This is a genomic window from Microcystis wesenbergii NRERC-220 (genome assembly GCF_032027425.1).
In the GTDB taxonomy this organism is placed as follows: Bacteria; Cyanobacteriota; Cyanobacteriia; order Cyanobacteriales; family Microcystaceae; genus Microcystis; species Microcystis wesenbergii_A.
The window spans coordinates 4,309,978-4,332,723 of record NZ_JAVSJA010000001.1 but is presented as its reverse complement, the minus strand read 5'-3'; the positions used below and the strand labels follow the sequence as shown (position 1 = coordinate 4,332,723).

The 22,746-nt window shown below is 44.0% G+C and carries 26 protein-coding genes and 1 pseudogene; 14 read left to right on the top strand and 13 right to left on the bottom strand.

What is annotated here, in order from left to right; genetic code table 11:
• Positions 1-107 precede the first annotated feature (107 nt).
• Positions 108-1,163, top strand: coding sequence for a photosystem II D2 protein (photosystem q(a) protein) (psbD, locus tag RAM70_RS20980; RefSeq protein WP_002737445.1), 1,056 nt, complete (start codon positions 108-110; stop codon positions 1,161-1,163).
• The gene (psbC, locus tag RAM70_RS20975; RefSeq protein ID WP_002801320.1) at positions 1,147-2,529 is read left to right on the top strand and encodes a photosystem II reaction center protein CP43; all 1,383 of its coding nucleotides are present in this window, start codon (positions 1,147-1,149) and stop codon (positions 2,527-2,529) included. The genes psbD and psbC overlap by 17 nt, the downstream gene beginning before the upstream one ends.
• 109 nt (positions 2,530-2,638) lie before the next feature.
• Here the strand turns inward: psbC and cobD are convergent, their stop codons facing one another.
• Both cobD and hbs read right to left on the bottom strand, forming a co-directional pair.
• Complete coding sequence (gene cobD, locus RAM70_RS20970; protein WP_045358684.1) at positions 2,639-3,706, bottom strand: threonine-phosphate decarboxylase CobD; 1,068 nt, start codon at positions 3,704-3,706, stop codon at positions 2,639-2,641.
• 31 nt (positions 3,707-3,737) lie between these two features.
• Positions 3,738-4,022: a non-specific DNA-binding protein Hbs gene (gene hbs / locus RAM70_RS20965; RefSeq protein ID WP_002759570.1), complete on the bottom strand. Its 285-nt coding sequence runs from the start codon at positions 4,020-4,022 to the stop codon at positions 3,738-3,740.
• 549 nt (positions 4,023-4,571) lie between these two features.
• Here hbs and RAM70_RS20960 point away from each other — a divergent pair.
• The 3 genes from RAM70_RS20960 (at position 4,572) to RAM70_RS20950 (ending at position 6,091) form a co-directional block, all read left to right on the top strand.
• Positions 4,572-5,057 (top strand): DUF4168 domain-containing protein, encoded by a 486-nt coding sequence (locus RAM70_RS20960; protein WP_045358662.1) that lies wholly within the window; start codon positions 4,572-4,574, stop codon positions 5,055-5,057.
• Positions 5,058-5,134: 77 nt separating this feature from the next.
• Positions 5,135-5,611: an urease accessory protein UreE gene (ureE, locus tag RAM70_RS20955; RefSeq protein WP_045358663.1), complete on the top strand. Its 477-nt coding sequence runs from the start codon at positions 5,135-5,137 to the stop codon at positions 5,609-5,611.
• Between the two features lie 198 nt (positions 5,612-5,809).
• Positions 5,810-6,091 carry a hypothetical protein gene (locus tag RAM70_RS20950; RefSeq protein ID WP_287732834.1) on the top strand — a complete coding sequence of 94 codons (282 nt, stop codon included), beginning with the start codon at positions 5,810-5,812 and terminating at the stop codon, positions 6,089-6,091.
• A gap of 23 nt (positions 6,092-6,114) precedes the next feature.
• Here RAM70_RS20950 and RAM70_RS20945 read toward each other — a convergent pair whose 3' ends face one another.
• Positions 6,115-7,095, bottom strand: a complete 981-nt coding sequence (locus tag RAM70_RS20945) for an aspartate carbamoyltransferase catalytic subunit (RefSeq protein ID WP_045358665.1) — start codon at positions 7,093-7,095, stop codon at positions 6,115-6,117.
• A gap of 83 nt (positions 7,096-7,178) precedes the next feature.
• Between RAM70_RS20945 and RAM70_RS20940 the strand changes: the two genes are divergently transcribed.
• From RAM70_RS20940 to RAM70_RS20930, 3 genes are all read left to right on the top strand, one after another.
• Entirely contained in the window at positions 7,179-7,781 is a 603-nt protein-coding gene (locus tag RAM70_RS20940) for a GUN4 domain-containing protein (protein ID WP_045358666.1), read from the top strand.
• A 296-nt stretch (positions 7,782-8,077) separates the two neighbouring features.
• Positions 8,078-9,535: an efflux RND transporter periplasmic adaptor subunit gene (locus RAM70_RS20935; RefSeq protein WP_312675444.1), complete on the top strand. Its 1,458-nt coding sequence runs from the start codon at positions 8,078-8,080 to the stop codon at positions 9,533-9,535.
• A 5-nt stretch (positions 9,536-9,540) separates the two neighbouring features.
• Positions 9,541-10,035: an ureidoglycolate lyase gene (locus tag RAM70_RS20930; RefSeq protein ID WP_045358668.1), complete on the top strand. Its 495-nt coding sequence runs from the start codon at positions 9,541-9,543 to the stop codon at positions 10,033-10,035.
• A gap of 13 nt (positions 10,036-10,048) precedes the next feature.
• Here RAM70_RS20930 and RAM70_RS20925 read toward each other — a convergent pair whose 3' ends face one another.
• The 5 genes from RAM70_RS20925 to RAM70_RS20905 form a co-directional block, all read right to left on the bottom strand.
• Complete coding sequence (locus RAM70_RS20925) at positions 10,049-10,201, bottom strand: hypothetical protein (RefSeq protein WP_190380894.1); 153 nt, start codon at positions 10,199-10,201, stop codon at positions 10,049-10,051.
• Positions 10,188-11,066, bottom strand: a complete 879-nt coding sequence (locus RAM70_RS20920) for an SDR family oxidoreductase (RefSeq protein WP_045358669.1) — start codon at positions 11,064-11,066, stop codon at positions 10,188-10,190. Before RAM70_RS20920 ends, RAM70_RS20925 begins: the two co-directional genes overlap by 14 nt.
• A 3-nt stretch (positions 11,067-11,069) precedes the next feature.
• Positions 11,070-11,378, bottom strand: coding sequence for a hypothetical protein (locus RAM70_RS20915; protein WP_312675440.1), 309 nt, complete (start codon positions 11,376-11,378; stop codon positions 11,070-11,072).
• Positions 11,379-11,739: 361 nt separating this feature from the next.
• Positions 11,740-12,801, bottom strand: a complete 1,062-nt coding sequence (locus RAM70_RS20910) for an ABC transporter permease (RefSeq protein WP_045358671.1) — start codon at positions 12,799-12,801, stop codon at positions 11,740-11,742.
• 9 nt (positions 12,802-12,810) lie between these two features.
• On the bottom strand, positions 12,811-13,329 hold the full coding sequence (locus tag RAM70_RS20905) for an adenine phosphoribosyltransferase (RefSeq protein ID WP_002737799.1): 519 nt from the start codon (positions 13,327-13,329) through the stop codon (positions 12,811-12,813).
• Between the two features lie 98 nt (positions 13,330-13,427).
• On the opposite strand from RAM70_RS20905, the gene RAM70_RS20900 reads away from it, so the two are divergent.
• On the top strand, positions 13,428-14,054 hold the full coding sequence (locus RAM70_RS20900) for a DUF3038 domain-containing protein (protein ID WP_045358672.1): 627 nt from the start codon (positions 13,428-13,430) through the stop codon (positions 14,052-14,054).
• Between the two features lie 2 nt (positions 14,055-14,056).
• Positions 14,057-14,710 (top strand): DUF4335 domain-containing protein, encoded by a 654-nt coding sequence (locus RAM70_RS20895; RefSeq protein WP_002799451.1) that lies wholly within the window; start codon positions 14,057-14,059, stop codon positions 14,708-14,710.
• Positions 14,711-14,720: 10 nt separating this feature from the next.
• Here the strand turns inward: RAM70_RS20895 and RAM70_RS20890 are convergent, their stop codons facing one another.
• Positions 14,721-15,029 (bottom strand): HigA family addiction module antitoxin, encoded by a 309-nt coding sequence (locus RAM70_RS20890; RefSeq protein ID WP_002759531.1) that lies wholly within the window; start codon positions 15,027-15,029, stop codon positions 14,721-14,723.
• Between the two features lie 297 nt (positions 15,030-15,326).
• On the opposite strand from RAM70_RS20890, the gene speD reads away from it, so the two are divergent.
• From speD to RAM70_RS20875, 3 genes and pseudogenes are all read left to right on the top strand, one after another.
• Positions 15,327-15,734, top strand: coding sequence for an adenosylmethionine decarboxylase (gene speD, locus RAM70_RS20885; protein WP_002795793.1), 408 nt, complete (start codon positions 15,327-15,329; stop codon positions 15,732-15,734).
• A gap of 59 nt (positions 15,735-15,793) precedes the next feature.
• Positions 15,794-16,108 carry a DUF6464 family protein gene (locus RAM70_RS20880; RefSeq protein WP_045358676.1) on the top strand — a complete coding sequence of 105 codons (315 nt, stop codon included), beginning with the start codon at positions 15,794-15,796 and terminating at the stop codon, positions 16,106-16,108.
• Between the two features lie 69 nt (positions 16,109-16,177).
• Positions 16,178-16,690, top strand: a pseudogene (locus RAM70_RS20875) (L,D-transpeptidase).
• Here RAM70_RS20875 and RAM70_RS20870 read toward each other — a convergent pair.
• The 3 genes from RAM70_RS20870 to RAM70_RS20860 all read right to left on the bottom strand — a co-directional run bounded on the left by RAM70_RS20870 (position 16,652) and on the right by RAM70_RS20860 (position 20,668).
• The gene (locus RAM70_RS20870; RefSeq protein ID WP_312675434.1) at positions 16,652-17,302 is read right to left on the bottom strand and encodes a TIGR04282 family arsenosugar biosynthesis glycosyltransferase; all 651 of its coding nucleotides are present in this window, start codon (positions 17,300-17,302) and stop codon (positions 16,652-16,654) included. The pseudogene RAM70_RS20875 and the gene RAM70_RS20870 sit on opposite strands and share 39 nt — an antisense overlap.
• 221 nt (positions 17,303-17,523) lie before the next feature.
• Positions 17,524-20,280, bottom strand: coding sequence for a caspase, EACC1-associated type (locus RAM70_RS20865; RefSeq protein ID WP_312675433.1), 2,757 nt, complete (start codon positions 20,278-20,280; stop codon positions 17,524-17,526).
• A gap of 10 nt (positions 20,281-20,290) precedes the next feature.
• The gene (locus RAM70_RS20860; RefSeq protein WP_287738145.1) at positions 20,291-20,668 is read right to left on the bottom strand and encodes a hypothetical protein; all 378 of its coding nucleotides are present in this window, start codon (positions 20,666-20,668) and stop codon (positions 20,291-20,293) included.
• Between the two features lie 635 nt (positions 20,669-21,303).
• Here RAM70_RS20860 and RAM70_RS20855 point away from each other — a divergent pair.
• A complete protein-coding gene (locus RAM70_RS20855) occupies positions 21,304-21,531 on the top strand; it encodes a type II toxin-antitoxin system Phd/YefM family antitoxin (RefSeq protein ID WP_312675430.1) in 228 nt (75 codons plus the stop codon).
• A gap of 373 nt (positions 21,532-21,904) precedes the next feature.
• Here the strand turns inward: RAM70_RS20855 and RAM70_RS20850 are convergent, their stop codons facing one another.
• Positions 21,905-22,630: a GDSL-type esterase/lipase family protein gene (locus RAM70_RS20850; RefSeq protein WP_312675429.1), complete on the bottom strand. Its 726-nt coding sequence runs from the start codon at positions 22,628-22,630 to the stop codon at positions 21,905-21,907.
• Positions 22,631-22,746: the final 116 nt, after the last annotated feature.

Below are 22,746 nucleotides of genomic sequence, written 5' to 3'. Positions count from 1 at the left end.
CCAGTCAATCGATCGCCCCATCTTATAAGACAATGGGAGTAATCCCAGACTCAAAAAAGTTAAGAAATCTTGCCCGTGATTTCAGTTAAGCAAGAGGAAAAATACCCATGACCATTGCTGTCGGACGCGCCCCAGAAAGAGGGCTGTTTGATGCTCTCGATGACTGGCTCAAAAGAGACCGTTTCGTCTTCATCGGTTGGTCTGGTTTACTACTCTTCCCCTGCGCCTTCATGGCCCTAGGTGGATGGTTAACCGGCACCACCTTCGTCACCTCCTGGTACACCCACGGGTTAGCCAGTTCCTACCTGGAAGGCGGCAACTTCCTGACTGTAGCCGTCTCCACCCCCGCCGATGCCTTCGGTCACTCCATCCTCTTTCTCTGGGGACCGGAAGCCCAAGGTAACTTTACCCGTTGGTGTCAAATCGGCGGTTTATGGCCCTTTGTCGCCCTGCACGGTGCTTTCGGCTTGATTGGCTTCATGCTACGTCAGTTTGAAATCGCCCGTTTAGTCGGCATTCGTCCCTACAACGCCCTTGCCTTCTCAGGTCCGATTGCGGTGTTCGTCAGTGTCTTCCTGATGTACCCCCTCGGTCAGTCTAGCTGGTTCTTTGCCCCTAGCTTCGGCGTGGCTGGTATCTTCCGTTTCATTCTCTTCTTCCAAGGCTTCCACAACTGGACCCTTAACCCCTTCCACATGATGGGTGTAGCCGGTATCCTCGGTGGTGCGCTTCTCTGTGCTATTCACGGAGCGACCGTAGAAAATACCCTGTTTGAAGACGGTGAAGGTTCCAACACTTTCCGGGCTTTTGAACCCACCCAAGCGGAAGAAACCTACTCCATGGTCACTGCGAACCGTTTCTGGTCGCAAATCTTCGGCATCGCTTTCTCCAACAAACGTTGGTTACACTTCTTCATGCTCTTTGTCCCCGTAACTGGTTTATGGATGAGTGCTGTGGGTGTGGTTGGATTAGCCCTTAACCTACGGGCCTATGACTTCGTTTCTCAGGAATTGAGAGCGGCGGAAGACCCGGAATTTGAAACCTTCTACACTAAAAATATTCTGCTTAACGAAGGTCTGAGAGCTTGGATGGCTCCCCAAGACCAACCCCACGAAAACTTTATCTTCCCTGAGGAGGTTCTCCCGCGTGGTAACGCTCTCTAATATCCCTACCGCTAGTGGTCGTGACCAAAGTTCCACCGGCTTCGCTTGGTGGTCTGGTAACGCTCGTCTCATCAACCTCTCCGGTAAACTGCTCGGCGCTCACGTCGCCCACGCTGGTTTAATCGTTTTCTGGGCCGGGGCGATGACCCTGTTTGAAACCGCCCACTTTATCCCCGAAAAACCGATGTACGAACAGGGTTTAATCCTGCTTCCCCACTTAGCTACCCTCGGTTTTGGGGTCGGTCCTGGTGGTGAAGTAGTCGATACCTTCCCCTACTTCGTCGCTGGTGTTCTGCACTTAATTTCTTCGGCTGTACTCGGTTTTGGTGGTATCTACCACGCTATCCGCGGACCGGAAACCCTAGAGGAATACTCTAATTTCTTCGGTTACGACTGGAAAGACAAAAACCAAATGACCAACATCATCGGTTATCACCTGATTCTCTTGGGTTGTGGTGCGCTGTTGTTGGTATTTAAAGCCATGTTCTTTGGCGGTGTCTATGATACCTGGGCCCCTGGTGGCGGCGATGTCCGCATCATCACCAATCCTACCCTCAACCCCGCAGTTATCTTTGGTTATCTGACCAAAGCTCCCTTCGGTGGCGAAGGCTGGATTATCAGCGTCAACAACATGGAAGATATCATCGGCGGTCACATCTGGATTGGCTTAATCTGTATCGCTGGCGGTATCTGGCACATTCTCACCAAACCTTTTGCCTGGGCGCGTCGCGCTTTCATCTGGTCTGGAGAAGCCTATCTGTCCTACAGCTTGGGCGCTCTTTCCATGATGGGCTTTATCGCCGCCGTTTACGTTTGGTTTAACAACACCGCCTATCCCAGTGAATTCTACGGTCCGACCGGTATGGAAGCTTCCCAAGCTCAAGCTTTCACCTTCTTGGTGCGTGACCAACGCTTAGGCGCTAACGTCGCTTCTGCCCAAGGCCCCACCGGTCTAGGTAAATACCTGATGCGCTCTCCCACTGGCGAAATCATCTTCGGTGGTGAAACCATGCGTTTCTGGGATTTCCGCGGTCCCTGGTTAGAACCCCTCCGCGGTCCTAACGGTTTAGACCTCGACAAAATCAGAAATGACGTACAACCCTGGCAAGTCCGCCGCGCGGCTGAATACATGACCCACGCTCCTTTAGGTTCCTTGAACTCTGTGGGCGGCGTTATCACTGACGTTAACTCGTTTAACTATGTGTCTCCTCGCGCTTGGTTGGCTACCTCTCACTTCACCCTCGCTTTCTTCTTCCTGATTGGACACCTCTGGCACGCTGGACGCGCTCGCGCCGCCGCCGCCGGTTTCGAGAAAGGAATTGACCGCGAGACTGAACCCGCATTGGCAATGCCTGACCTCGACTAATTTCGGTTAGTTCGATGGCAGCGGCTCCCGTCTAGTTGGCGGGAGCCTTTTTGTTGTTAATTTGCATGAGTAGAAAACGGGTTTCTCCGAGAAACCCGTTTTCTGTGCGTTACTCAACGGATTTAGTATCAGACGCAGCTAAAACACTCTCTAAAGCCGATAATAATCGTTGATTTTCTGCCGGTAAACGGACAGCTACCCGAAAATAATTGCTCCCCAATTCGGGGAAACTGAGACAATCGCGGATGAAAATTCGATGATATTTTAATAAAGCTTCCTGTAGGGGTAAACAGGAAGATTGAGATTGTACTAAGAGGAAGTTAGCGGCACTGGTTTGGGGCTGTAATTGCGGAAAATTAGCTAATCCCTGCCATAAATCCTCACGGGCCGCCGTTAACCAATCCCAAGTTTGTTGTTGAAAATCCCTATCTTCAATTGCCGCAATAGCGGCAACCACAGCCAAGTTATTCACCGACCAAGGATCGCGCCATTTTTGCCATTGTAACAGGCGATCGGGATGGGCGAGGACATATCCTAGACGTAAACCGGGGAGACTGTAAAATTTAGTTAGGGAACGCAAAATCACGAGATTGGGATATTCCGGCAAGAGAGATATTAAACTCTCCTGTTGTTGCGGGGGTAAAAAATCCATAAAAGCTTCATCCACTACCACCAAACCAAATTGCGATAGATAGGGACGAATGGCCGCCGCCGTCCAGAGTTTCCCTGTGGGATTGTGGGGATTATTGAGTAATAAGCCTTGTTTTTCGGGATTAACCGGCTTTAAAGTGGTTAAATCTAGGGAATGTTGGCAGATTTTCCCGCCAAAACTTTTTAAGGCCCGTTCGTAATCGTTAAAAGCGGGTGTTAGTACATAAACACTATCAAATGAGGCCAATTCCCGACCGGCCCAGGTTAATAACTCGGCCGCACCATTGCCGGGGAGAATCCAATCCGGCCCGATATCATGCCATTGGGCGAGGGCAGAACGCAACTGCCAATACTCGGGGTCAGGATAACGAGTCAGACTGGTTAAATGGCTTTTAATAGCGGTTAGGGCGCTTTCTGGCGGACCGAGGGGGTTGATACTGGCAGAAAAATCGAGAATAGAGGAAACCGGACAGCCGGCAATGGCGGCTGCCCAGTCAAGATTACCACCATGTTTAGGTCTAGGCAAAAGACTTACAGCGCTCAAAACTCAACAGTAATTATTCCTTATCTGGGGCCACTCTGTCTTTAAACAGTTTACCCGCCGAGAAAGCCGGGACGCGAGTGGCTGGAATCTCCATCTTATCCCCGGTTTTTGGGTTGCGTCCTTCCCTGGCCTGACGTTCCCGGGCCTCGAAGGAACCGAATCCTACTAGGGTTACTTTGTCCCCCTCAGAAACCGCTTCGATAATGGTTTCGATGGCGGCAGTGAGAACAGCATCTGCTTGTTTTTTGGTGACAGAGGCTTTGAGAGCGATTTGATCGATTAATTCACCTTTATTCATGCGCTAACTCCTTGTTTTGCGGTTTTTCTGAGTTTAGGGTGGTTGTCAGTAGTTTATTATGGTTCCCCTGTTGAGGACTCGCCAGGATCGAGATCACTAAATAATGCCTCAAATCCCCATTGGCTATATATTCCACTGCATTATTCTAAGCGGGAATTGTCTCGATCGGAATCGCTGAAACCTTTAATTTATCTAGATTTCCCCTCGATTCCCCAGCAAGGGGAGAGACAAAAGGGAATAAGCGAGAGATTAACAGCGATATAAGCTAATAAAAAGAGATTAGCCCGCTAAATTGCTGATAAATATTCTCTAAAAGCGATAGGCATCCTAACTTCCCAAAAATCGTTCATCGGTTCTCTCAAAGATTTTTGACTAATTTTGCCCCTAGAAACGTTAAAAAAGTTTACTAAAGCAATTTCTGCCCAAAAATTAAGGTTCGGGCTAAGGAGATGTTCGCTAGAATTGGAACTTATGATCGTTAAAAATATTCAAAAAAGCAGGATTTAACTGGAAAGTTTGCTATCATTATCTATTCAGCGACAAACTCGCATGGTGATTTACTGCTATCCCCTAGCCGATCTAGGTCAAAGCTTAAGACGTTCTTTTATTGTGACTTTTTTGGCAGTAATCGCCATTCTTGGCGGTCTGATTCCCGAATTTTCTTGGACGACGGAGGTGGTTAGTTTTCAGTCCTCCGCTTATACTCAAGATTTTACGGCTGACCAAATCAAACGTTATGCCAAAGCAGTTTTGTTGATCGAAACCCAAAGAAGACAAGCTTATCAGGCAATTTCGCAAATTTTAGGGAAAAGTCCCCCAGCAATTACCTGTAACCAACGGGAAAGCTTTAATAATCTTCCCGCTAATGCCCAAAGAATTGCCGTCGATTATTGTAATAACTCAAAAAAGATTGTCCAAGATAGTGGTCTGACTGCGACTGAATTTAACGCCATTACTAACCGGATTCGTACCGATGATAACTTGAGACGACGGGTGCAAAATGAGATGATTCGTCTGCAACGGGAGAATAAATAGAAAAAGTTCCTCAGTTTTTCGGGTCAAGCTGGAGTCAGGGCTACAATTAAGAATGTTTTTTCCCATTGACCACTACCATGTTAACTTTTACCGAGCGCTTACCACCCCGTCATACCGCTAGTCTACCTCCCCCAGAAACGGTACTTTTTAGCCTCCTACTTACGGCCGAAGAACGTACCCGCAGCCGTTATCGTCTCGACAGTCCCGAAGGTTTTTCCCTCTGTTTTCGTTTACCCCGCGGCACAATTCTACAGGACCGCGATTTCCTGCGGGGAGAAAACGGCGAAATTATTCAAATCATTGCTAAACCCGAACCAGTTATCACTATTACCGCCCCTTCAACCGATTTACTTCTCAAAGCGGCCTATCACCTCGGTAATCGTCATGTAGCCCTAGAAATTAATCCCGATTATCTCCGTCTGTCCCCCGATTCTGTCCTACAAGCAATGTTAGAAGGTTTGGGATTAACTGTAACTGAAGAAATCGCCCCCTTTAACCCCGAAATCGGCGCTTATCAGCATTATCATGACCTGGAAGAGGCAAAAAAGGGATAGTTAAAAAAGAACGGAATTCGGTATCGGTCGCAGTTCCTAGAAAAGCCCTAGGGGTAGCTTGAGTATTTATACTTATTGCAAAATAGGTATGCTTTTCCTAACATAAAGTTGACTGGTAATCGTGCCGAACTAATTAGCGAAAATTTGGGTCTAAAGCCCTTTGAATGATGTTTTTATTGTATTCAGGAAGTTGAAAAAATGAAGACCAAATCGATCATAAGCTTACTATCTCTTAGCATTATAGGAATGTCAATCTATGCGGGTCAAGCTAATAGTAGTGATTATCGAGCCTTGACCCCTGAAGAAACATCACGGTTGACTGATGCTTTGCTAAAACAGGGTTGTAGGAATCCTAAAGCGATGAAATTTGATGTTGAGACTAACCTATTTGAAGCAGAAGATGCTGTGTGTGAGGGAGGAAGAAAGTATGATATTTACCTTGATAGAAACTTTAGGATTGTTTCAATGAAACCAGACTAAAAGATCAAATCCCTGAGAACCTTTTACTGGTCGCTGCGAAGATTACCGATCAGGTATAACAAAGCCATTCTAACAGCGACACCACTGGTAACTTGTTGGGAAATCAGACTAAAATCGGGATCGTCCATTAAATCGGAACTAATTTCCACTCCCCGATTCACAGGACCCGGATGAAGTACCTTCACCCCCGGTTGACAGGATTGCAAACGAGGACGGGTAATGCCAAAACTTTGATGATATTCGCGTAAACTGGGCAAAAGATTGGCGGTCATGCGTTCTTTTTGCAGTCGCAAGGTCATCACAAAATCGGCCTTTTCTAAAGCTGGTTCTAAATCCCAGTGGAGAAATAAGCGATCGCACAATTCCCCAAAATATTTCGGCAGTAGGGTGGGGGGGGCGGACAAATGTACTTCCGCCCCTGCCGTGGTTAAACTCCAGATATTGGAACGAGCGACACGAGAATGGAGTATATCCCCGACAATAGCGATTTTTTTGCCCTCTAACAGTTCTAAACGGGGATTTTCGTCATCTAACAGACAACAGATCGTAAACAGGTCTAAAAGTCCCTGGGAGGGGTGTTCGTGTTGACCGTCCCCAGCATTAAGAACACTGACCCCCGACTGCAAACGATCCATTTCTGCGGCAATTAAATCGGGAACTCCCGACTGTTGATGTCGGATAACAAAAATATCCGTACCCATGGCCACATAGGTTAAAGCGGTATCGAGAATCGTTTCCCCCTTAGTCAAACTGGAACTACCCGGGGCAAAATTAAGAACATCGGCCGAAAGACGTTTCGCCGCTAGTTCAAAACTACTACGGGTGCGGGTAGAAGGTTCAAAAAAAAGATTTGTCACCACTTGACCTTGTAAGGCCGGCACTTTCTTGGTACGTCGGGAAAGAACTTCACGAAAACTAGAGGCCGTTTGTAGCAGGGTTTGGTATTCTTCCGGTTGCCAGTCTTGCAATCCCAAAATGTGGTGTCGGATCCAAGTGAAAGCCATAGGCGTTAAGGAGGCGGTAAAAACGGCGAATTTCGTCTATGCTATTGTAGGATTTCTTTGCATCAGGTTAATAAATAGGGTTTATGAGAATTAATTTTTCCTTGTGTCAGATCACTCTTGCGATCGCTTTATTTCTCAATCCCTTGCCGGCGATCGTTGCCCAGACTGCCACCTCTGGGGAAATGGTATCACCGACCACGGGCATTAATTACACTCGCCTGCAAAATTTCCTCGCTCAACAAAATTGGCGGCAAGCTAACGATGAAACCCGTAATTTAATGCTGAAAGCAACCGGACGGGAATTACAGGGCTGGTTTACCATGGAAGACCTGCAAAAATTGGCCTGTTGGGATCTGCAAAAGATGGATCAACTCTGGAAAGAAGCTTCCGGGGGTCGTTTTAGTTTCAGTACCCAATTTCGCATTTTTATCGAGACGGGTAATCGACCGGGGCGCTTAGTGGCGATCGAAAATTTTCAAACTTTTGGCGATCGCATCGGTTGGCGTAAAGATGGTGATTGGATTATTTTTAAAGAAAATCTTAACTATACCCTCAATGCTCCCGTCGGTCATCTGCCGGCGCCCCGGGACGAATATCAGATCGCCGGTGGTCGCCTAGAATACACCACCCTCGCCCAAAGATTAGTCACCTGTAATATTGTTAGCTTAGGGCAAAGCAAACAATAGACCTCTTGTAAAAATCAAAAATTGTTGTTAGGGTTAGGAGTCAGTAGTCAGTAGTCAGTAGTCAGGAGAATTAAGAATGAACAATAATCAATTAAATAGTCTATTTACGGATTTTATGCCATTTAATCCTTATTTTTGCCGTTTTTGAACCCTCAAAAATTAATTATGCCAGAGGTTTAATAATCACGGCGATCAATTCTGTAGAATAAAATTTAAGGAAAAGCTTCTCTCCTCATCTTCCTCTTCCTTTTCCGATTTACTAGCACTTTTTCCGCTAAAAACCCCTAAATTTAACAATGATTAAACGATCCGTTAACGTATCGAGAGCGATCGGTTCGTCGATCGCCGTTTCCCTAATTGTCACCGGTTGCGCCCCCCAATCCCCTCAAGCCACCGGACCGGCGGCTGTTCCCGTCAAACTGCAAACCCTCGGCACCGACAAATTAGTGCAAAGTAGCGAATTTGTGGGTACTTTGATCGCCCAAGAGCGTGTTAGCGTCTCCCCTCAGATTACCGGTCGGATTCGGTCTATTTTCGTTAAATCTGGCGATCAGGTAACTCAGGGACAAAAAATCGCCGAATTGGATCCCGAACAACAACAGCAACAGGTAAACGCCGGCATCGGCCAGGTAAATTCGGCCAAAGCGAACCTCAACGGGTCTGAAGCAGATTTAAGGCAAAGACAAGCGCAAGCGAGGGCAAATAAAGCCCAAATTGCCCAGAATCGGGCTAATGTGGCTAATGCCGAAGCTAATGTGAAAAGTCAGATCGCCACCTTGAGCGCCGCCGAAGCCGATTTACAGAGAGCGAGAGCTAATTTAGATTTAGCGGAAAAAAACCTAACAAGAGCCGAATTTCTGGTTAAACAAGGCGCACAGCCCCAACAGGACTTAGATGATCGCCGCCGCGACATTCAGGCCGCCAGGGCGGAAGTAGAGGCCCGGTCTAAAAATCGTGATGCGGCCCGTCAACAGGTGACGGCGGCTAGGGCTACCCTACAGGCAAACAAAGAAGCATTAAATATCGCCATTCAAAACGAATTAGCCTCACGGCAACAGGTGGCGGCGGCAGAGGCAACAGTGAACAGTCGTCAAGCGGCGGTAGCCAGCGCCGAGGGGCAATTAGGGGCGACGCGTCAGAATTTAGTTTTTAACACCATTACCGCCCCGATTGATGGTTTTGTCGGCGATTTTAATCAAAGAAAAGTCGGCGATATTATCTCCCTGGGTGAAGAATTAACCTCGTTGACTAATAATAAAACTTTGGAACTAAATGTGCAGATTCCCGTGGAATTACAACCGCGTCTGCGCGTCGGGTTGCCCGTGGAAATTATTAATCCCGATGGCAGTGCCGGGGTTCGCGGTCAAGTAACTTTTATTTCCCCCACCGTTTCCCAAGCTACCCAATCGGTTTTAGTGAAATTTGCCTTTACTAATGATGGCAGTCTTCGCAATAACCAATATGTGCGGACGCGGTTAATTTGGGATCAAAAACCGGGGGTATTAATTCCCACCACAGCAGTGACTAGCATCGGGGCGCAAAATTTTGTTTTTGTCGCCGAAAAAGAAAAGGCTAAAGAAGGTCAAGAAAACGCCGAGGAGCGTTTAGTGGTAAGACAAAAACCAATTCAAGTCGGCACGATTCAAGGGCAAGCTTATCAGGTTATTTCTGGAGTAAATGCCGGGGAAAGAATTGCTATTAATAATATTCTTTCTCTCCGAGATGGTACAGCTATAACTGTTAGTCAGCAGTAATTTTTATGAGTAATTCGATTACCGTTATTCCCCTGTCAGCGCAACTAATTACCGCCGAGAGTTTCCGTCCCTACGGTCAATTAATAACCCCTAGCCATGACGGGAAACTGTTTGATGAAAGCGATGCACAACTGCATTTAAAAAACGGTGTGCCACGTTTTTATATTATGCGTTTACAGACTCGCGGACGTAAATTTAAGCGAATTACTCGTCATAGTCAATGTACCCAATGTCTCGGTTCTTTGGGGGGGCAAGAGTGGTTTTTAGGAGTGGCCCCCCCTAGTCCTCATCCTCAACCGGATTTAGAAAAATTAAAGGTTTTTCGCATCCCCGGGGACTGTTTTATTAAATTAGAGGTGGGAACTTGGCACGCTGGCCCACTTTTTGATCAACCAGCGATCAATTTTTATAATCTCGAATTGAGCGATACTAATATTGTCGATCATTTTACCTATAATTTTGCCCAAGAGCAGTCAATAGAATTTGAGATTGTTGATTGAAAAAAATAATTTTTTACTTAACTTTTCGCAATCCTTTAGATAGATAGGCAACGAAAAAAGCTAACACTCCCGTCATCCCTACCTCAAAATAATTGGACATGAGAATAGCGGTAAAAAAAAGGAGCAAGATAATTAATATAGTCCGCTTTTGTTCAGATAATTTCATCTCTAATTGCCTCTAATTCGCTTTTAATACTTAATGGTTGATAACCCAAAGAAAAAGCGAGAGAACTATCAAGAGAAACATCCTGGGGACGGGGCGCACTCATGGGAACATCTGACTGTAAACAGGGTTTTATTTGTTCTCTGGGAATATTAAAAACTGCCGTCATTAGTAAACCAAATTGATAACGAGAAACTCTTTCTTTACCCCCCAGATGAATAATCCCTTGCACTTTTTCTAGGGCTAAAAGTAACCCATTCACCGCACTATTAACCCCAACAGCTGTACGATATTCATCGGTAAATAGAGATAGTTCTTTTCCCTCTTGGAGGGTTTTTAAAAAGGGTTGCAGAAAACTATTAGCGCTGGGAGAAGGGGAACCAAACATCAAAGGCATTCGACAAATGGCAGCCCGAGGATATATTGCTAAAATACCCTTTTCTGCCGCTACTTTTTGCTCACCATAGACACTGACGGGAGAAACGGGATCATTTTCGGAATAGGGGGCATTTTTACCATCAAAAACTAAATCGGTAGAGGTAAAAACTAGCGGTATTTGATATTGACTACATAAACGGGCAATTTCTAGAGAAGCTGTCAGATTAATTGCCTCGGATGCTTGGGGAAATTCTTGACAGAGATTCGGTTTTGATTGGGCAGCCCCATGAATTACTGCGTCGGGTTTAATCTGTTGAAAAAGTTCTTTAACTGCGGCTAAATCTGTTAAGTTAATTTTAATTAAATTCGGGTCATTACTATTGACATTGTGATTAAAATATGTACCAAAACTTGCCCAAGATGAGCGAGTTTTTTGGTAAATATGCCAACCTAAAAACCCACTAACTCCAGTGATTAACAGCGTTTTCATAGTTTAGAGATTAAATCCTTTTTCGTAGGCTAAAAACTGCACTTGTGGTTCCAAAGGTTCACTAACTAAACCAATTCCTGCAAATCCCCATCGCTGCATCAATCCTTTTAATTGTGTTCCTGAGAGAGTTTCCACAGAAAAATTATTGGCTAAATCATTAGCATGGGTATTGATATAACTTAAAGCATCGTAGGATTCTTTAAACAGAAGCAGATAACTGGCCGGACTTTCGCTTTCACCTTTTCTCAGACGCGCCACTAGATATTGTCCGTCTTGTTTTGACCTGAGTAAATAATGTGTAGTTGCTAACATAGTTTATTAAGTGAAAAGTGAAAAGGAAAAAAGGGGTTGGGTGGGGGTACATCCCATTTTTGTAAATCTACTGAGTTGGGATTTTTAAAGGGAAACTATCTTCTAAAATTGGTCATTACTTCCGATTTTACCACTCAATCCAAGCCTTTGGGGGGTTCTACCCCCCAAACCCCCCGTTGGGGGCGTGGCGCCGCCCCCAAACCCCCCGCGCATTAGTTTTTCGGTGGGATGCTTACACGCAGCTGCTGATACATCTGTAATAATTTAAGGATCACTGATAATTGCTGATTGTCCCTATTTCTGCAAATGTGAGATGCACCCGTTGGGTAGTGGTAAATTTAGCTGAAATTTCCCTATCACCCTACTTTAAATCCTCCAATTTAATTCTAGGATCTACAGCTTTGAGAAGCAAATCAGCCAGAAGATTACCGATAATCAACATAGTAGCACCCATCATTAAACTGCCCATAACTAAATACAAATCTTTAGCCGTCACAGCTTGCAGAATTAAACGACCTAATCCGGGCCAGTTAAAGAAAAATTCGGCGATAAATGCCCCACTTAACAAACTGGAAAATTCAAAGCCCAAAAGAGTTATCAGGGGATTAATAGCATTGCGTAAAGCGTGGACATAGATAACTTTATTTTCCGGTAAACCTTTCGCCCTCGCAGTTTGAATATAATCCTGTCGCAGAACATCTAATAATTGTCCCCGCATCAATCTTTGTAATCCGGCAAAACTGGTAACTGTCAGGGCAATAGTTGGTAAAATCATGTGCCAAGCGATATCTAAAACTTTACCGATAGGGGAATATTCCGAATAGTTAATACTGGTCATATCACCCACTGGTAAAAGCGGCGAAACATTCTGGGCGAGAATTAGCAGTAAAAGGGCAGTGATAAAACTGGGGAAACCTTGACCAAGATAACTGATAACTCGGAAAAATTTATCGATAAATTGGTTTTGTTTGACGGCGCTGAGAATGCCCAAGGGAATCGCAATCCCCCAGGTTAAAATGATGGAAGTCAAAGACATTAATAACGTCGCTGGAATTCTCTCTAATAATAGGGAAGACACGGGACGAAAATAGGTAAAACTCAGACCAAAATTAAACTGAGTTACCACTTGCCACAACCATTTAAAATACTGGACAATCGGCGGATCTTTTAAACCAAAAAGGGCAATATATTGTTCTTTAGTTTCCTGACTAATCTTGGGATTCAGGTCAAGCAAAGCCAGAAACCCGCCGGGGGTTAATTGGATAATAGCAAAACTCAAAGCCGAGGCCAACAACAGAGTTAATAAACCCTGGAGAACACGCTTGACAATATATAAAAAAGTTTCGCTAGTTAGGAGAGATTGTAACCCATTAGCACTCGATCGAGCGGTTGCAGCCTTATAATTATCATCAGTCGCCGTCATAGAAAAAACCTAATAATCGATGAGGGTAATAATCGGTAAATCGGGTAATTTTTCCCGACCACCGAGGTCGATTAACTCGATGATAAAGGCAAATCCTAACACCTCACAACCAATTTTTTCTAATAAATCAGCCGTTGCTTTCGCCGTCCCTCCCGTCGCGATTAAATCATCGACAATTAAGACTTTATGATGGGATGCCACCGCGTCCTGATGAATTTCGAGGCTATCGCTTCCGTATTCCAAATCATACTCGATACTATGCACGGCGGCGGGTAATTTGCCCGGTTTCCGGACGGGAATAAATCCCGCTTCTAATTGGTATGCTAAAGGAACACCAAAGAGAAAACCCCTGGATTCCATACCGACAATGTAATCGGGGGATAAACCGTAATCGCGACACTTTGCCGTTAGGGTATCGATCGTGTAACGTAATCCTTGGGGATGATTGAGTAGGGTAGTAATATCGCGGAAGACAATACCCGGTTTGGGAAAGTCGGGAATATCGCGAATCAATGATTTCAGATCCATTCGGTTTCCGTGTCTCGTAAAATGGGGGACAGCTATCTATACAATACAATTTACAATACCCTGACTCGATCGCCCTTGTGTTTTAGTTCTCCTATATCATGACCTCTACTAGCCTAACGCCCGAATCTACAACATCAGCCCCAGAAAAACCGGTTATTTTAAGCGTTTTACCCGATTTTCCGATTGCAAGTCAGCAATGCGCCCTACATCTCCAACAGCATATCGATTTAATGCTGTTAGCGTTGGAATCCTTAGAAGTCGGTGCCGGGGAGGCCCTGTTAGCCCTCTGTAAAGAACTAGGACTCGATAAAATTATCAAAAACCGGATTATTTTCTGGCGCTTACGCTGTACTAATCCGTGGCGAATTTCCTACACCCTCGACCGTCTGACCCTTGACCAAGCAAAAGCTTTAGTTATCATTGCCAGTTACCGGGCCAAACCCCTAGCTATATCCATCCGACAATTACTGTTAGCGCGGCAACAGATGGAATCAAAGGGTTTACCCGTGGATAATAATTTTCTTTTATCAGAATACCTAGAAAGATTTCGCTCCAATTTTCGCAGTCGCATGAACCCCCGGCGGGCCAAAGTATCGGTTTATCTAGCCGATGAAAATGCTTTAAATGAACTGGCTTTATCCCTCCTCGATCAGTTATTATTTTGTACTGGTACGACGGGAATGCAGCGGTTTTGGATTAGTTTATTTGATGGGGAGATCGTGTAAAAATGAGAAGACAGTATAGCCTGCCCAATTGTACCCTGATTCTCGATGGTTTCGGCGATGATTTTGCCCCGGCTAACCCCGGGGATAGCCGACCTTTACTCTCAATTTTGACTAACGTAGAATGTCGGTTAATCGGGGCCAATAAAGTCCTGCAAGGTGGTCGGGTTTTCTTGGAAAATTTGGTACAAGCGGTCAGTCAGTATGCCCAAGAATTTTTGAGTGGTGTTCGTCATCCCCAAGACCCCGTCCATGAACCAGATCATGTGTACCTAGAAAAGATTGACCATAATCTCCATCGTCTGGTCTGGTATCCATCAACGGACTTGAATATCCCAGAAAGTCCGGTCAACATAGAAATCAGTACCGTGCAGTTATTCGATTTAATAGAAGCGATTGACCAATTTTTTGCCGATACTCGCACTTTACCTGACCTAACCCTGAAATTACAGCCAGTTTCCCGTCGCTACCATAAGGTCAATGAATCGGTGGCCGGTCGAACAGTACCTTTTTTGGCAGGATTAGGCAGTCTTGTCGCTTGCGCCCTACTTTTCTATCTGTTACCCGTCCCCCAAGTCCGTAAACCCGAAAATCCCCCCATTCCCGCCGCTTCTCCCAGTACTACCGTCCCCACTAATCCCGTCCCCCCTCCTAGATAAAATTAGTCCCCTAAGCTAAATCTGTAAATGGAGTAATAGGAATTTGGTTATAAACTTCGGCATTCTTTGTCTGAGCTTGACGGAGATCGTAGTCTGTTTGAAGATTCAGCCAAAACTGAGGACTGTTACCAAAATATCGTGACAGACGCAAAGCTGTGTCCGCAGTGATACTACGCTTACCAGCTAAAATCTCACCGATACGAGTTTGAGCTACGCTTAAATCTTTGCTCAGTCTGTAGGGGGTAATATTGAGCGGTTCCAGAAAATCTAACTTGAGGATTTCACCGGGATGGATATTTGGCAAACGGTTGCTGTTCATTGCATTTAGCTAATTTTAGTGGTAGTCCACCACGCTCGAATCCTAACGCCTAACGATACTATTGTCAAGCAGAAGTAAGCCTTCGCCCCACACCCCACACCCCACACCCCACACCCCACACCCCACACCCCACACCCCACACCCCACACCCCACACCCCACACCCTTCTCCCCTGCTCTGTCCCAGTTTTTAGAGAAAGTAACCGAGAAAAACCAGATCTTTTTTGCACAAGTTAGAAAAATTGTGTTATGCTGGTAAATCTGTGAAGGTTTTTCGATAGGGAGTATTGAAAAAAAAATGACCAAACTGGGAACCCATTTGATTGTCGATGCTTGGCAAGTACCTGCTGACCTCCTCAACGATCCCGAGCGCATTCGTCGCGCTATCCTCGATGGAATTACGGCAGGAGAAGCAACGCTGATCGATTTGTGTGTCCACCAGTTCAGTCCCCACGGAGTTACCGCGACGGCGACTTTAGCTGAATCTCATATCGCGATCCACACCTGGCCTGAACACGGCTATTTCGCCGCCGATTTATTCTTCTGTGGTGCGGGTAAACCCGTGGTTGCCATGGAAATTTTGACCAAATCCCTGCAAGCAGGTGAGATTAAAGTGCGGGAACTAACCAGAGGATTCCCCAGTACTGCGGGAGTTTATGAAAGCAAAAAGGAAGAACCCCTTAAGTCTTCCCTGGTTATGGCCTAATTTCTAGCGCCGGCCTCAATAATAAGTTAGCAGCACTGGCGATCGCCTAAACTGAAATCGTGATCAGGATAACCTTTGTTTTTATCCTTGCCCTCTTTCCCTCTCTCGTTAGTCTCTGGTTGATTAACCGATCCCAACAGAGATTAAGTAACCGTTTGAGGGGGATTCGCTATCGTCACGAATACAGCCCGGTGATGGCCAGTGATTTTTTGTCAATTCCTCTAGAGACAGAAAATAAACCGGCCTTGATCGGTGATCTTAGTTGTCGTTTTAATGCCTATTCCCCCCATTTGCGTTGTGCGGTTAATCCCACAGGTCCCTGTGAAGGTTGTCGGCAGTACGAAGCTAAAACCGGCACAGCCCAGACGGCTTGAGCTTCCAAAAAGTTCCCTATTTGCTATCCTGAAAAATCATCGCTATCGCAATTGAGGAGTGTGGGAACAATGGCGTTCAAACGAAATTTGACCCTCTTAATCATCGGATTAGGATTAACTTGTTTACCCGTATATCCGGCCCAAGCTAACCAAATCAGCACTGTCACCCCGAATACGGCGGCCAATTAAACTCTCGCTACCCATCTGGTCTTAAAACTGAAAGAGAGAAAAGTTTACGTTTATCAAGATAAGCAAGTTTTAGCACAATTTACCGTCGCCGTCGGCAAAAAAGGCTGGGAAACCCCCACAGGTAAATTTGAAGTGCGGGAATTAGTTCGCAATCCCGTCTGGAAAAGTCCCTGGACAGGCAAAGTCAGCGCCCCTGGTCCCAATAGTCCCCTAGGGGAAAGATGGATCGGTTTTTGGACTGACGGCAAAAATTCCATCGGTTTTCATGGCACCCCTGCGGAAAATTCCCTCGGTCGCGCCGCTTCCCATGGTTGTGTGCGGATGCGGAATCAGGATGTGAAAGTGTTGTTTGATTTAGTCCGCATGGGAACCCCCGTCATCGTTCAACCTTAATTCTGGCAGGTATTTTTTTAAGATGGGCAGGTCTTCCGGGCGATCAATATCGGCTAATTTAGGCAGATAAGCGGTTTTTAAAGCCAGTTTAGCGGCGATTGTCTGGGTTTTTGCTAAGACTTCCCCCGTTCCCCAGGGAATACCGTCAAAAAGCTCTGGAAAGACCTGTTTTAAAGCAATTAGGTAGTATCCTCCATCTAACGCCGGCCCTAAAACCATATCGTGGGTTTTTAGGGCCTCAAAGGCTGCTAAAATCTCTTTTTCCCCGATTTCTGGACAATCTGTGCCAATCATAGCGATCGCTGTCATCCCTTGAGCAAAACCATCGGCAAAAGCATTTTGCATCTTTTCTCCTAAGTCTTTTCCCCGTTGAGAATGATAGCAATAATGCTCACCTAACCAAGTACGCATTTTTTCCTCGCTGCCGCCATGGTAGTAAATGATCAGGGAGAGAAAACTCCTCAAACCCGCTAATTTACTGAGGGTATATTCGGCCAGTTTTCGGTGTAATTCTTCGGCTCCCTTGGCTGCCAAAGCTGGAATCATACGGGTTTTTACTTTCCCCAATTCCGGATAACGGGTAAAAATAATTAGTTGTTGTCTCCAGTCCACGAGTGATTGCGACGATGATATTAATTATTAGTTTTAGCCTGCTGTTAATAGGAGGCAAGAAAACCAATAAAACGGGCTTTATTGACTTAGCATAGATTATTGTAAGTGGGTGGGTGGAATTAAATATAAGATGAACGTAGGTACGATGTCGGCGATCGCTTTATTGAGTCGAAACCTTTTTCCTAGCGGCATTTCAGACTTTTTCAGCCAACCCTGATTAGCTAGGGACTAGGCTTTTTAGGTGAGTTTAAACAGGATAAACCAGCATCTTTAGCAGTAGGATACTTGATTGGGACAAAAGCAAAATCTGAACTTAGTGTCCGACACTCCACAATGTGAACAAATTCTACGGAGGGATTTTGGGGATCGTCATTTTCATTAAGTTTCTTGCGATCGCCATTTTCATCGAATTGAATTGTCCCAGTTGCACCTTTAGTGACAAGAAACTCACGAGACTTTAAGTGTTCAAGGATATTAATTCGTGTGGGAGTATTTGCCTTTTCTAGAGCTTTTGTTAGAGCAAGAGTTGCATCATAGGATAGGGCCGTTATTGCATTAACAGAAGTTGTAGTCCATAAAATTTTGGCATCCTTAAGAAAATCCTGGTTAGGACTGGTTAAAGAATCCCAAGGAACCGCAATAACAAACTTTTGAAAAGGTTGTAGGTTGTTAATTTGTTCTAAGGTACGAGAACTACGAAGCCCCCATGATCCGATAACCCAATTTTGACTATTATTAAGTTTTATAAGTCTAATTGCATCGCCTTGAGCATCGCCAATTGCTTTTGGGAATAGTACAAGCCCTATTTCTTCTGTTATTTTTCCTTGTCTTTTTCGTAACTCTTGGATGGCTTCTTCTGCCTTAAAATTATTTCCGAGATCAAATTCATCTAATTTTACTACAGTTCCAGAGAATGGAGGGCGTGTAAAAATAGTTTTAAAACTATTAAAAAAAGATTCACTAAATGGACTTCCTTCACTATAAAAGCCCACCACTTTTTTAATAGACTTTTCTTGTAAAAATTTTGCAATGGCAGGAGATTGTTGCTCGACGGAAAAAACAGTTCGCAGAAAATTTTTTCTGGGGTCTTTAGTAAGCTCGCTAGTCGTTGATCCGGGAGAAATCAAAACTAAATTATTTTGATTATAAATATCCACCGTTGCTAGAGTCATTTCACTGGGATAGTGACCAACAACCCCTAAAATTTCAGGACGCTGGGAAAGAGATGATGCTGTCTTTTTGGCTAATAATTCCTTATTTTCATCATTAGTAATGACAACTTTTAATCCCTTACCATTAATCGCTTTTTTGTTGATAAAATCTTGATCTGGAAAATACTTGAGGAATGGATCATTGTCATTTAAAAGTCCTAGATTAATTTTTGTTTGTAATTGTGCTACTCCTCGTAACATTTCATTTGCTCGACTATCACCATCATCATCATTAAAGTCATTTTGATTTTTGGGAATACTAACAGCAACAGCAATCGTGTAATATTGCATTTTATTGGCTTCTAGTAAAGCATTATTTAAGTAAATTAATGTTTCTGGATCTAGCCTATCCTCTTGCCATGCGTCCTTAAATCTTAACAGGGCTTTTTGATAATCACACTGTGCAAAATATTCTGTACCTTCCTTCTTGTTAAACGGTTGAGAGTAATTAAGAACTTCTTCTCCTTCACTAATAAAGTCTCCCGTTTGTTTTGGACAATTATCAGGGCGATAAATGGCAAATAAACTTACAACTGCTATTGATGCTATTCCTATGCTAACTGGCAGATTTAATTTGAAATTTTGGGGCTTTAAAGTTTTTATAGAATGCAAAATTTGGGCGATTTTTGCAGAAGGCGAAGTGATTGGTGGAATCGTCGTAGTAATGGGATAAACCTCATTTTGCACTTCTTCTTCAATCACCTGAATATCCTCATCCCTCAGCCCGTAACGGCTTTGTAACTCTTTTAGTCTCCTTCTGTTTCCTTCTGTTATTGAAATAGAATCAGCTAATAATTCTCTAAAAGTTGCTTTGTACTCTGTTAGATTTTGTAATCTTTTTCTGAATGGCGCAAGATTCTCTTGTTCAATAATATCTGCCTCCTGTAATGATAAATCTAATTCGTTTCTTAGTTCATTTAGGCAGTTTCTTTCTACACGATTAAAATTTTCTTTACATATATTTTCCTTGCTCCATTCATCTAGAATTTCTCTAACCTTCTCACGATAAATAAATATAGGATTAGTGGCAGCAAGAGGAGATTTGGCTAAATAAATAGTATCCTCTCCTTCAAGAGAAAGATAAAATTTGGGAGTCATTGCCGGGGCAGCTTCCTTTACTCGTTCGCTGGCATACTCATGCAATTCATTAACAGAAATTAATTGATCACCATCCTTATCTGCTGCACCAGTTTCAATTCCTTCAACTAGATATTTTGTATAGATGGACAAATCTTTATCTTCCGACTCAAAAGAATATTCAATCGGACTAGAAGAGGTTAAAATCGCCCTTCCTTTACCTCCTAATTCCTCTTGAATGTTAAGTTCCCCTTTGATTGGCATTCCCTGAACCAATGCTCCGCTAAAACAGCAGTCGAGAATAATCATCTGCCTTTGGGAACGACTATTGTTCATATACTTATTAAGTTTACTTGCGGCTAAAATTGTTGAGATACGAAGCTCTCCATTCTGATCACGCTCAGTGTCTCTTGCACTTAGGCAAAATTCAGCCGTTTGATCTTTAAGACCATGTCCAGAAAAATATAAAAGAACTAAGTCGTCTCTCTGGCGATTAGTAAATAAATCCTCGACTGCTCTTTCCATGCTCCCTTTGTCTGGGTTAGACAACACTGTAACCTGATCAAAGGCTCCCATGTCCGGATGCTCTAATACTCGGCGCATTGCTTCAACGTCTAGAATGGCACTAGAAATTGGGCGCAATCCTTCGGAATACTCGCTCACACCAATTAACAAAGCAAATTTTGCCATAATACCTTCTTTAACCTGAGATAAAGTCTAGAGCCGCTTTAATAGCCATTTCCAATTCTTCTCGACTGTGAGCCTTAACCGTCAAATTGCGACCATTGGCCTCTACCGACAATTCTATCGGTTTACCTCCCAAGCGATCGCCAAGAAACCCTAACAACTTTTTCCCATTAGCGGGGTTAACTTCGGTCATTAAGATTCCACCCAAAAAACCGCCCAACGACTTATTACCTTCAGGGGGATTGGGATCAAGAATGCGTTTAACCGATTCAACTTCATCTGCCTGTTGTAGTTCTGTTAGTAATACTTGGGCCTGTTCGTCGCGTTCTTCAGGCTCCAGGTTAGGATCGTTAAAAGCGATCACCAATTTAATCGTAGATTTGTTACTCATAGGAAGTTGAGTTGAAATAATATAGGATAATACTAATCTTACTGAATTATGCAAATTTTACCATATACCATCTGAAATCTAAATAAGTGATCCCATTTTCATACTGCCCCTTGCCGAGTGCCGATTTCTTCACTGATGTTGTGCTGTTGCTGAACATAGAAGATCGATTTTTCAACCTGCTCCAAGAAATCATAACAATTATTGTGTGTTGGGTTTCGTTCCTCAACCCAACCTACTACTACTACAGGCTAATGGCGATAATTCCGCTAGAAAGTATGAGAATGTGTCTGACATTCCTGACAGGGGGTGAGTATTGGTATCATGATTAAAAGTAAGGATATAGATAGGGTTTGCGGCAAAAAGTAGGGGCGAAGCATTCGGATAGAAAATCTACGGTTTCACCGATAGGTTATTGCCCGAATGCTTCGCCCCTACAGGACGCGGGCCGATGAAGACGCAAGGTTTTGAACGACGATTCTCTCAAAATTTGCACCTGTTTCGCTCGTAAAGCCACAAAACTCTTACCTTGCCTACATTTCACATTTATTCAGCAAACCCTAGATATAACTTAATCCATCGCTTTCCTTGATTTAGATCAAACTAATGTTTGTGTTGTTGATCAGTGAGGTAAACTAATGACTACAGTTGAATTAAAACAAGCCAAAAATCAACTTAATGAGTTATGGGAAGCTGGACTTGAAGGTGAAGAAATTATCATCACAGAAAATAATGAACCTGTAGTTAAATTAAGTCCTGTAAAGTTAGCCAATAAACCACCGCTTCAACCCAGAAGTGCTGCGGGAAAAGTTGGGATAGCCGATGATTTTGATGCCCCTTTAACTGATTTTGAAGATGATCAATAATTAGGCTCAAATTTTTAATAAATACTTATGTATTTCTTTGGTATGTCACTAATAATAAACAATTGAGAGACAACCATAAAATTATGATTAATGAAAGAGAAAATCTAGTTTATCTTAGTTAAGGTAGTTTTGGGAAAATGACGATCAAATATAGTCTGGAAAAATTAACTTTTGATTCACCTTTTCGAGAATTGATTGCGTCACAAATTTAGAGCAATGATTGGCAAATTTTGCCCCTTAATTTACTACATTTTGAACGAGTAGCGCAATTGCCTGTTCAGCATTGTAGTAGATATGTAGGGGGTAAGTTCGCTTATATTACCGGATCTTCTCGTTTCTGTAACGCCGCTAGAACCACTGAGAACAGAGGACATCACTTTTCTACAATTCCTGTAAACGGTTGAATAAAACCATCCACACCGACAAAGGAGGTGAGGGGCGACCAGTTTAAAATATCCTCTAAAATTGATTGATAGCCCTGCACATTGGGATGAAGTCCATCTTGCATTAATCTTTCTTGGCACCACAGATCACCCCGGTTCATCCAGAGATCAAATAAATCGAGATAGGGAATATTTTGCTCTAGACAAGCTTGTTTAGTGGTTTCCTTAAAACGATACTGATCGCGATGGTTGAAGTAAAAACAATCTAAAAAGGGCATTTTCCGCTCATCCACGGGAATCATACCTATAAACAAAACCGGGCAAAGAGAACGGGCCCGGCCGAGTAAATGTTCAATTTGAGTTTGAAAAAGATCGTGATCGGTATAAGTACGACCATCGGGCCGGCCTAAACGGGCTGTATCATTAACACCGACGGAGAGAAGAATCAGGTCGGGGAGACGATTGCGAATTTCGCCCCTGAGACGAAATTCCTGTTCTAAACGTTCGGACACTTGTACCACTCGATCGCCGCGAATACCCAAATTATACAGGGCATGACCAGCACTTTCCATCCACAAACGACGTAGGCGCTCGGCCCAACCGCCACCCACGGGGTCGCCATAGCCATAAACAAGGCTATCTCCTAAAGCGACGATTTTAAGGGGATGGGTCATGATTGCGTCTTTGTCTTTAGTAGGAGGAGGAAGAGTTTGCATGATCGCTCGATCGAATCGGTTGTCCTTTACACTTGTAAACGGATTTGGTTAAACTGTCCGTGTATTATACTACATTAGAAAATTTTTCCTGCCAGTTAACTTATCTGATATCAGCC

Coding starts and splice junctions, on each gene's coding strand:
- RAM70_RS20925 (WP_190380894.1), bottom strand. CDS start 10,201: ATGAAATTATCTGAACAAAAGCGGACTATATTAATTATCTTGCTCCTT.
- RAM70_RS20855 (WP_312675430.1), top strand. CDS start 21,304: ATGACTACAGTTGAATTAAAACAAGCCAAAAATCAACTTAATGAGTTA.
- RAM70_RS20960 (WP_045358662.1), top strand. CDS start 4,572: ATGGTGATTTACTGCTATCCCCTAGCCGATCTAGGTCAAAGCTTAAGA.
- RAM70_RS20865 (WP_312675433.1), bottom strand. CDS start 20,280: ATGGCAAAATTTGCTTTGTTAATTGGTGTGAGCGAGTATTCCGAAGGA.
- RAM70_RS20930 (WP_045358668.1), top strand. CDS start 9,541: ATGAGTAATTCGATTACCGTTATTCCCCTGTCAGCGCAACTAATTACC.
- RAM70_RS20920 (WP_045358669.1), bottom strand. CDS start 11,066: ATGAAAACGCTGTTAATCACTGGAGTTAGTGGGTTTTTAGGTTGGCAT.
- psbD (WP_002737445.1), top strand. CDS start 108: ATGACCATTGCTGTCGGACGCGCCCCAGAAAGAGGGCTGTTTGATGCT.
- RAM70_RS20900 (WP_045358672.1), top strand. CDS start 13,428: ATGACCTCTACTAGCCTAACGCCCGAATCTACAACATCAGCCCCAGAA.
- speD (WP_002795793.1), top strand. CDS start 15,327: ATGACCAAACTGGGAACCCATTTGATTGTCGATGCTTGGCAAGTACCT.
- hbs (WP_002759570.1), bottom strand. CDS start 4,022: ATGAATAAAGGTGAATTAATCGATCAAATCGCTCTCAAAGCCTCTGTC.
- ureE (WP_045358663.1), top strand. CDS start 5,135: ATGTTAACTTTTACCGAGCGCTTACCACCCCGTCATACCGCTAGTCTA.
- RAM70_RS20860 (WP_287738145.1), bottom strand. CDS start 20,668: ATGAGTAACAAATCTACGATTAAATTGGTGATCGCTTTTAACGATCCT.
- RAM70_RS20895 (WP_002799451.1), top strand. CDS start 14,057: ATGAGAAGACAGTATAGCCTGCCCAATTGTACCCTGATTCTCGATGGT.
- RAM70_RS20945 (WP_045358665.1), bottom strand. CDS start 7,095: ATGGCTTTCACTTGGATCCGACACCACATTTTGGGATTGCAAGACTGG.
- RAM70_RS20905 (WP_002737799.1), bottom strand. CDS start 13,329: ATGGATCTGAAATCATTGATTCGCGATATTCCCGACTTTCCCAAACCG.
- RAM70_RS20940 (WP_045358666.1), top strand. CDS start 7,179: ATGAGAATTAATTTTTCCTTGTGTCAGATCACTCTTGCGATCGCTTTA.
- RAM70_RS20910 (WP_045358671.1), bottom strand. CDS start 12,801: ATGACGGCGACTGATGATAATTATAAGGCTGCAACCGCTCGATCGAGT.
- RAM70_RS20950 (WP_287732834.1), top strand. CDS start 5,810: ATGAAGACCAAATCGATCATAAGCTTACTATCTCTTAGCATTATAGGA.
- RAM70_RS20850 (WP_312675429.1), bottom strand. CDS start 22,630: ATGCAAACTCTTCCTCCTCCTACTAAAGACAAAGACGCAATCATGACC.
- RAM70_RS20935 (WP_312675444.1), top strand. CDS start 8,078: ATGATTAAACGATCCGTTAACGTATCGAGAGCGATCGGTTCGTCGATC.
- RAM70_RS20890 (WP_002759531.1), bottom strand. CDS start 15,029: ATGAACAGCAACCGTTTGCCAAATATCCATCCCGGTGAAATCCTCAAG.
- RAM70_RS20915 (WP_312675440.1), bottom strand. CDS start 11,378: ATGTTAGCAACTACACATTATTTACTCAGGTCAAAACAAGACGGACAA.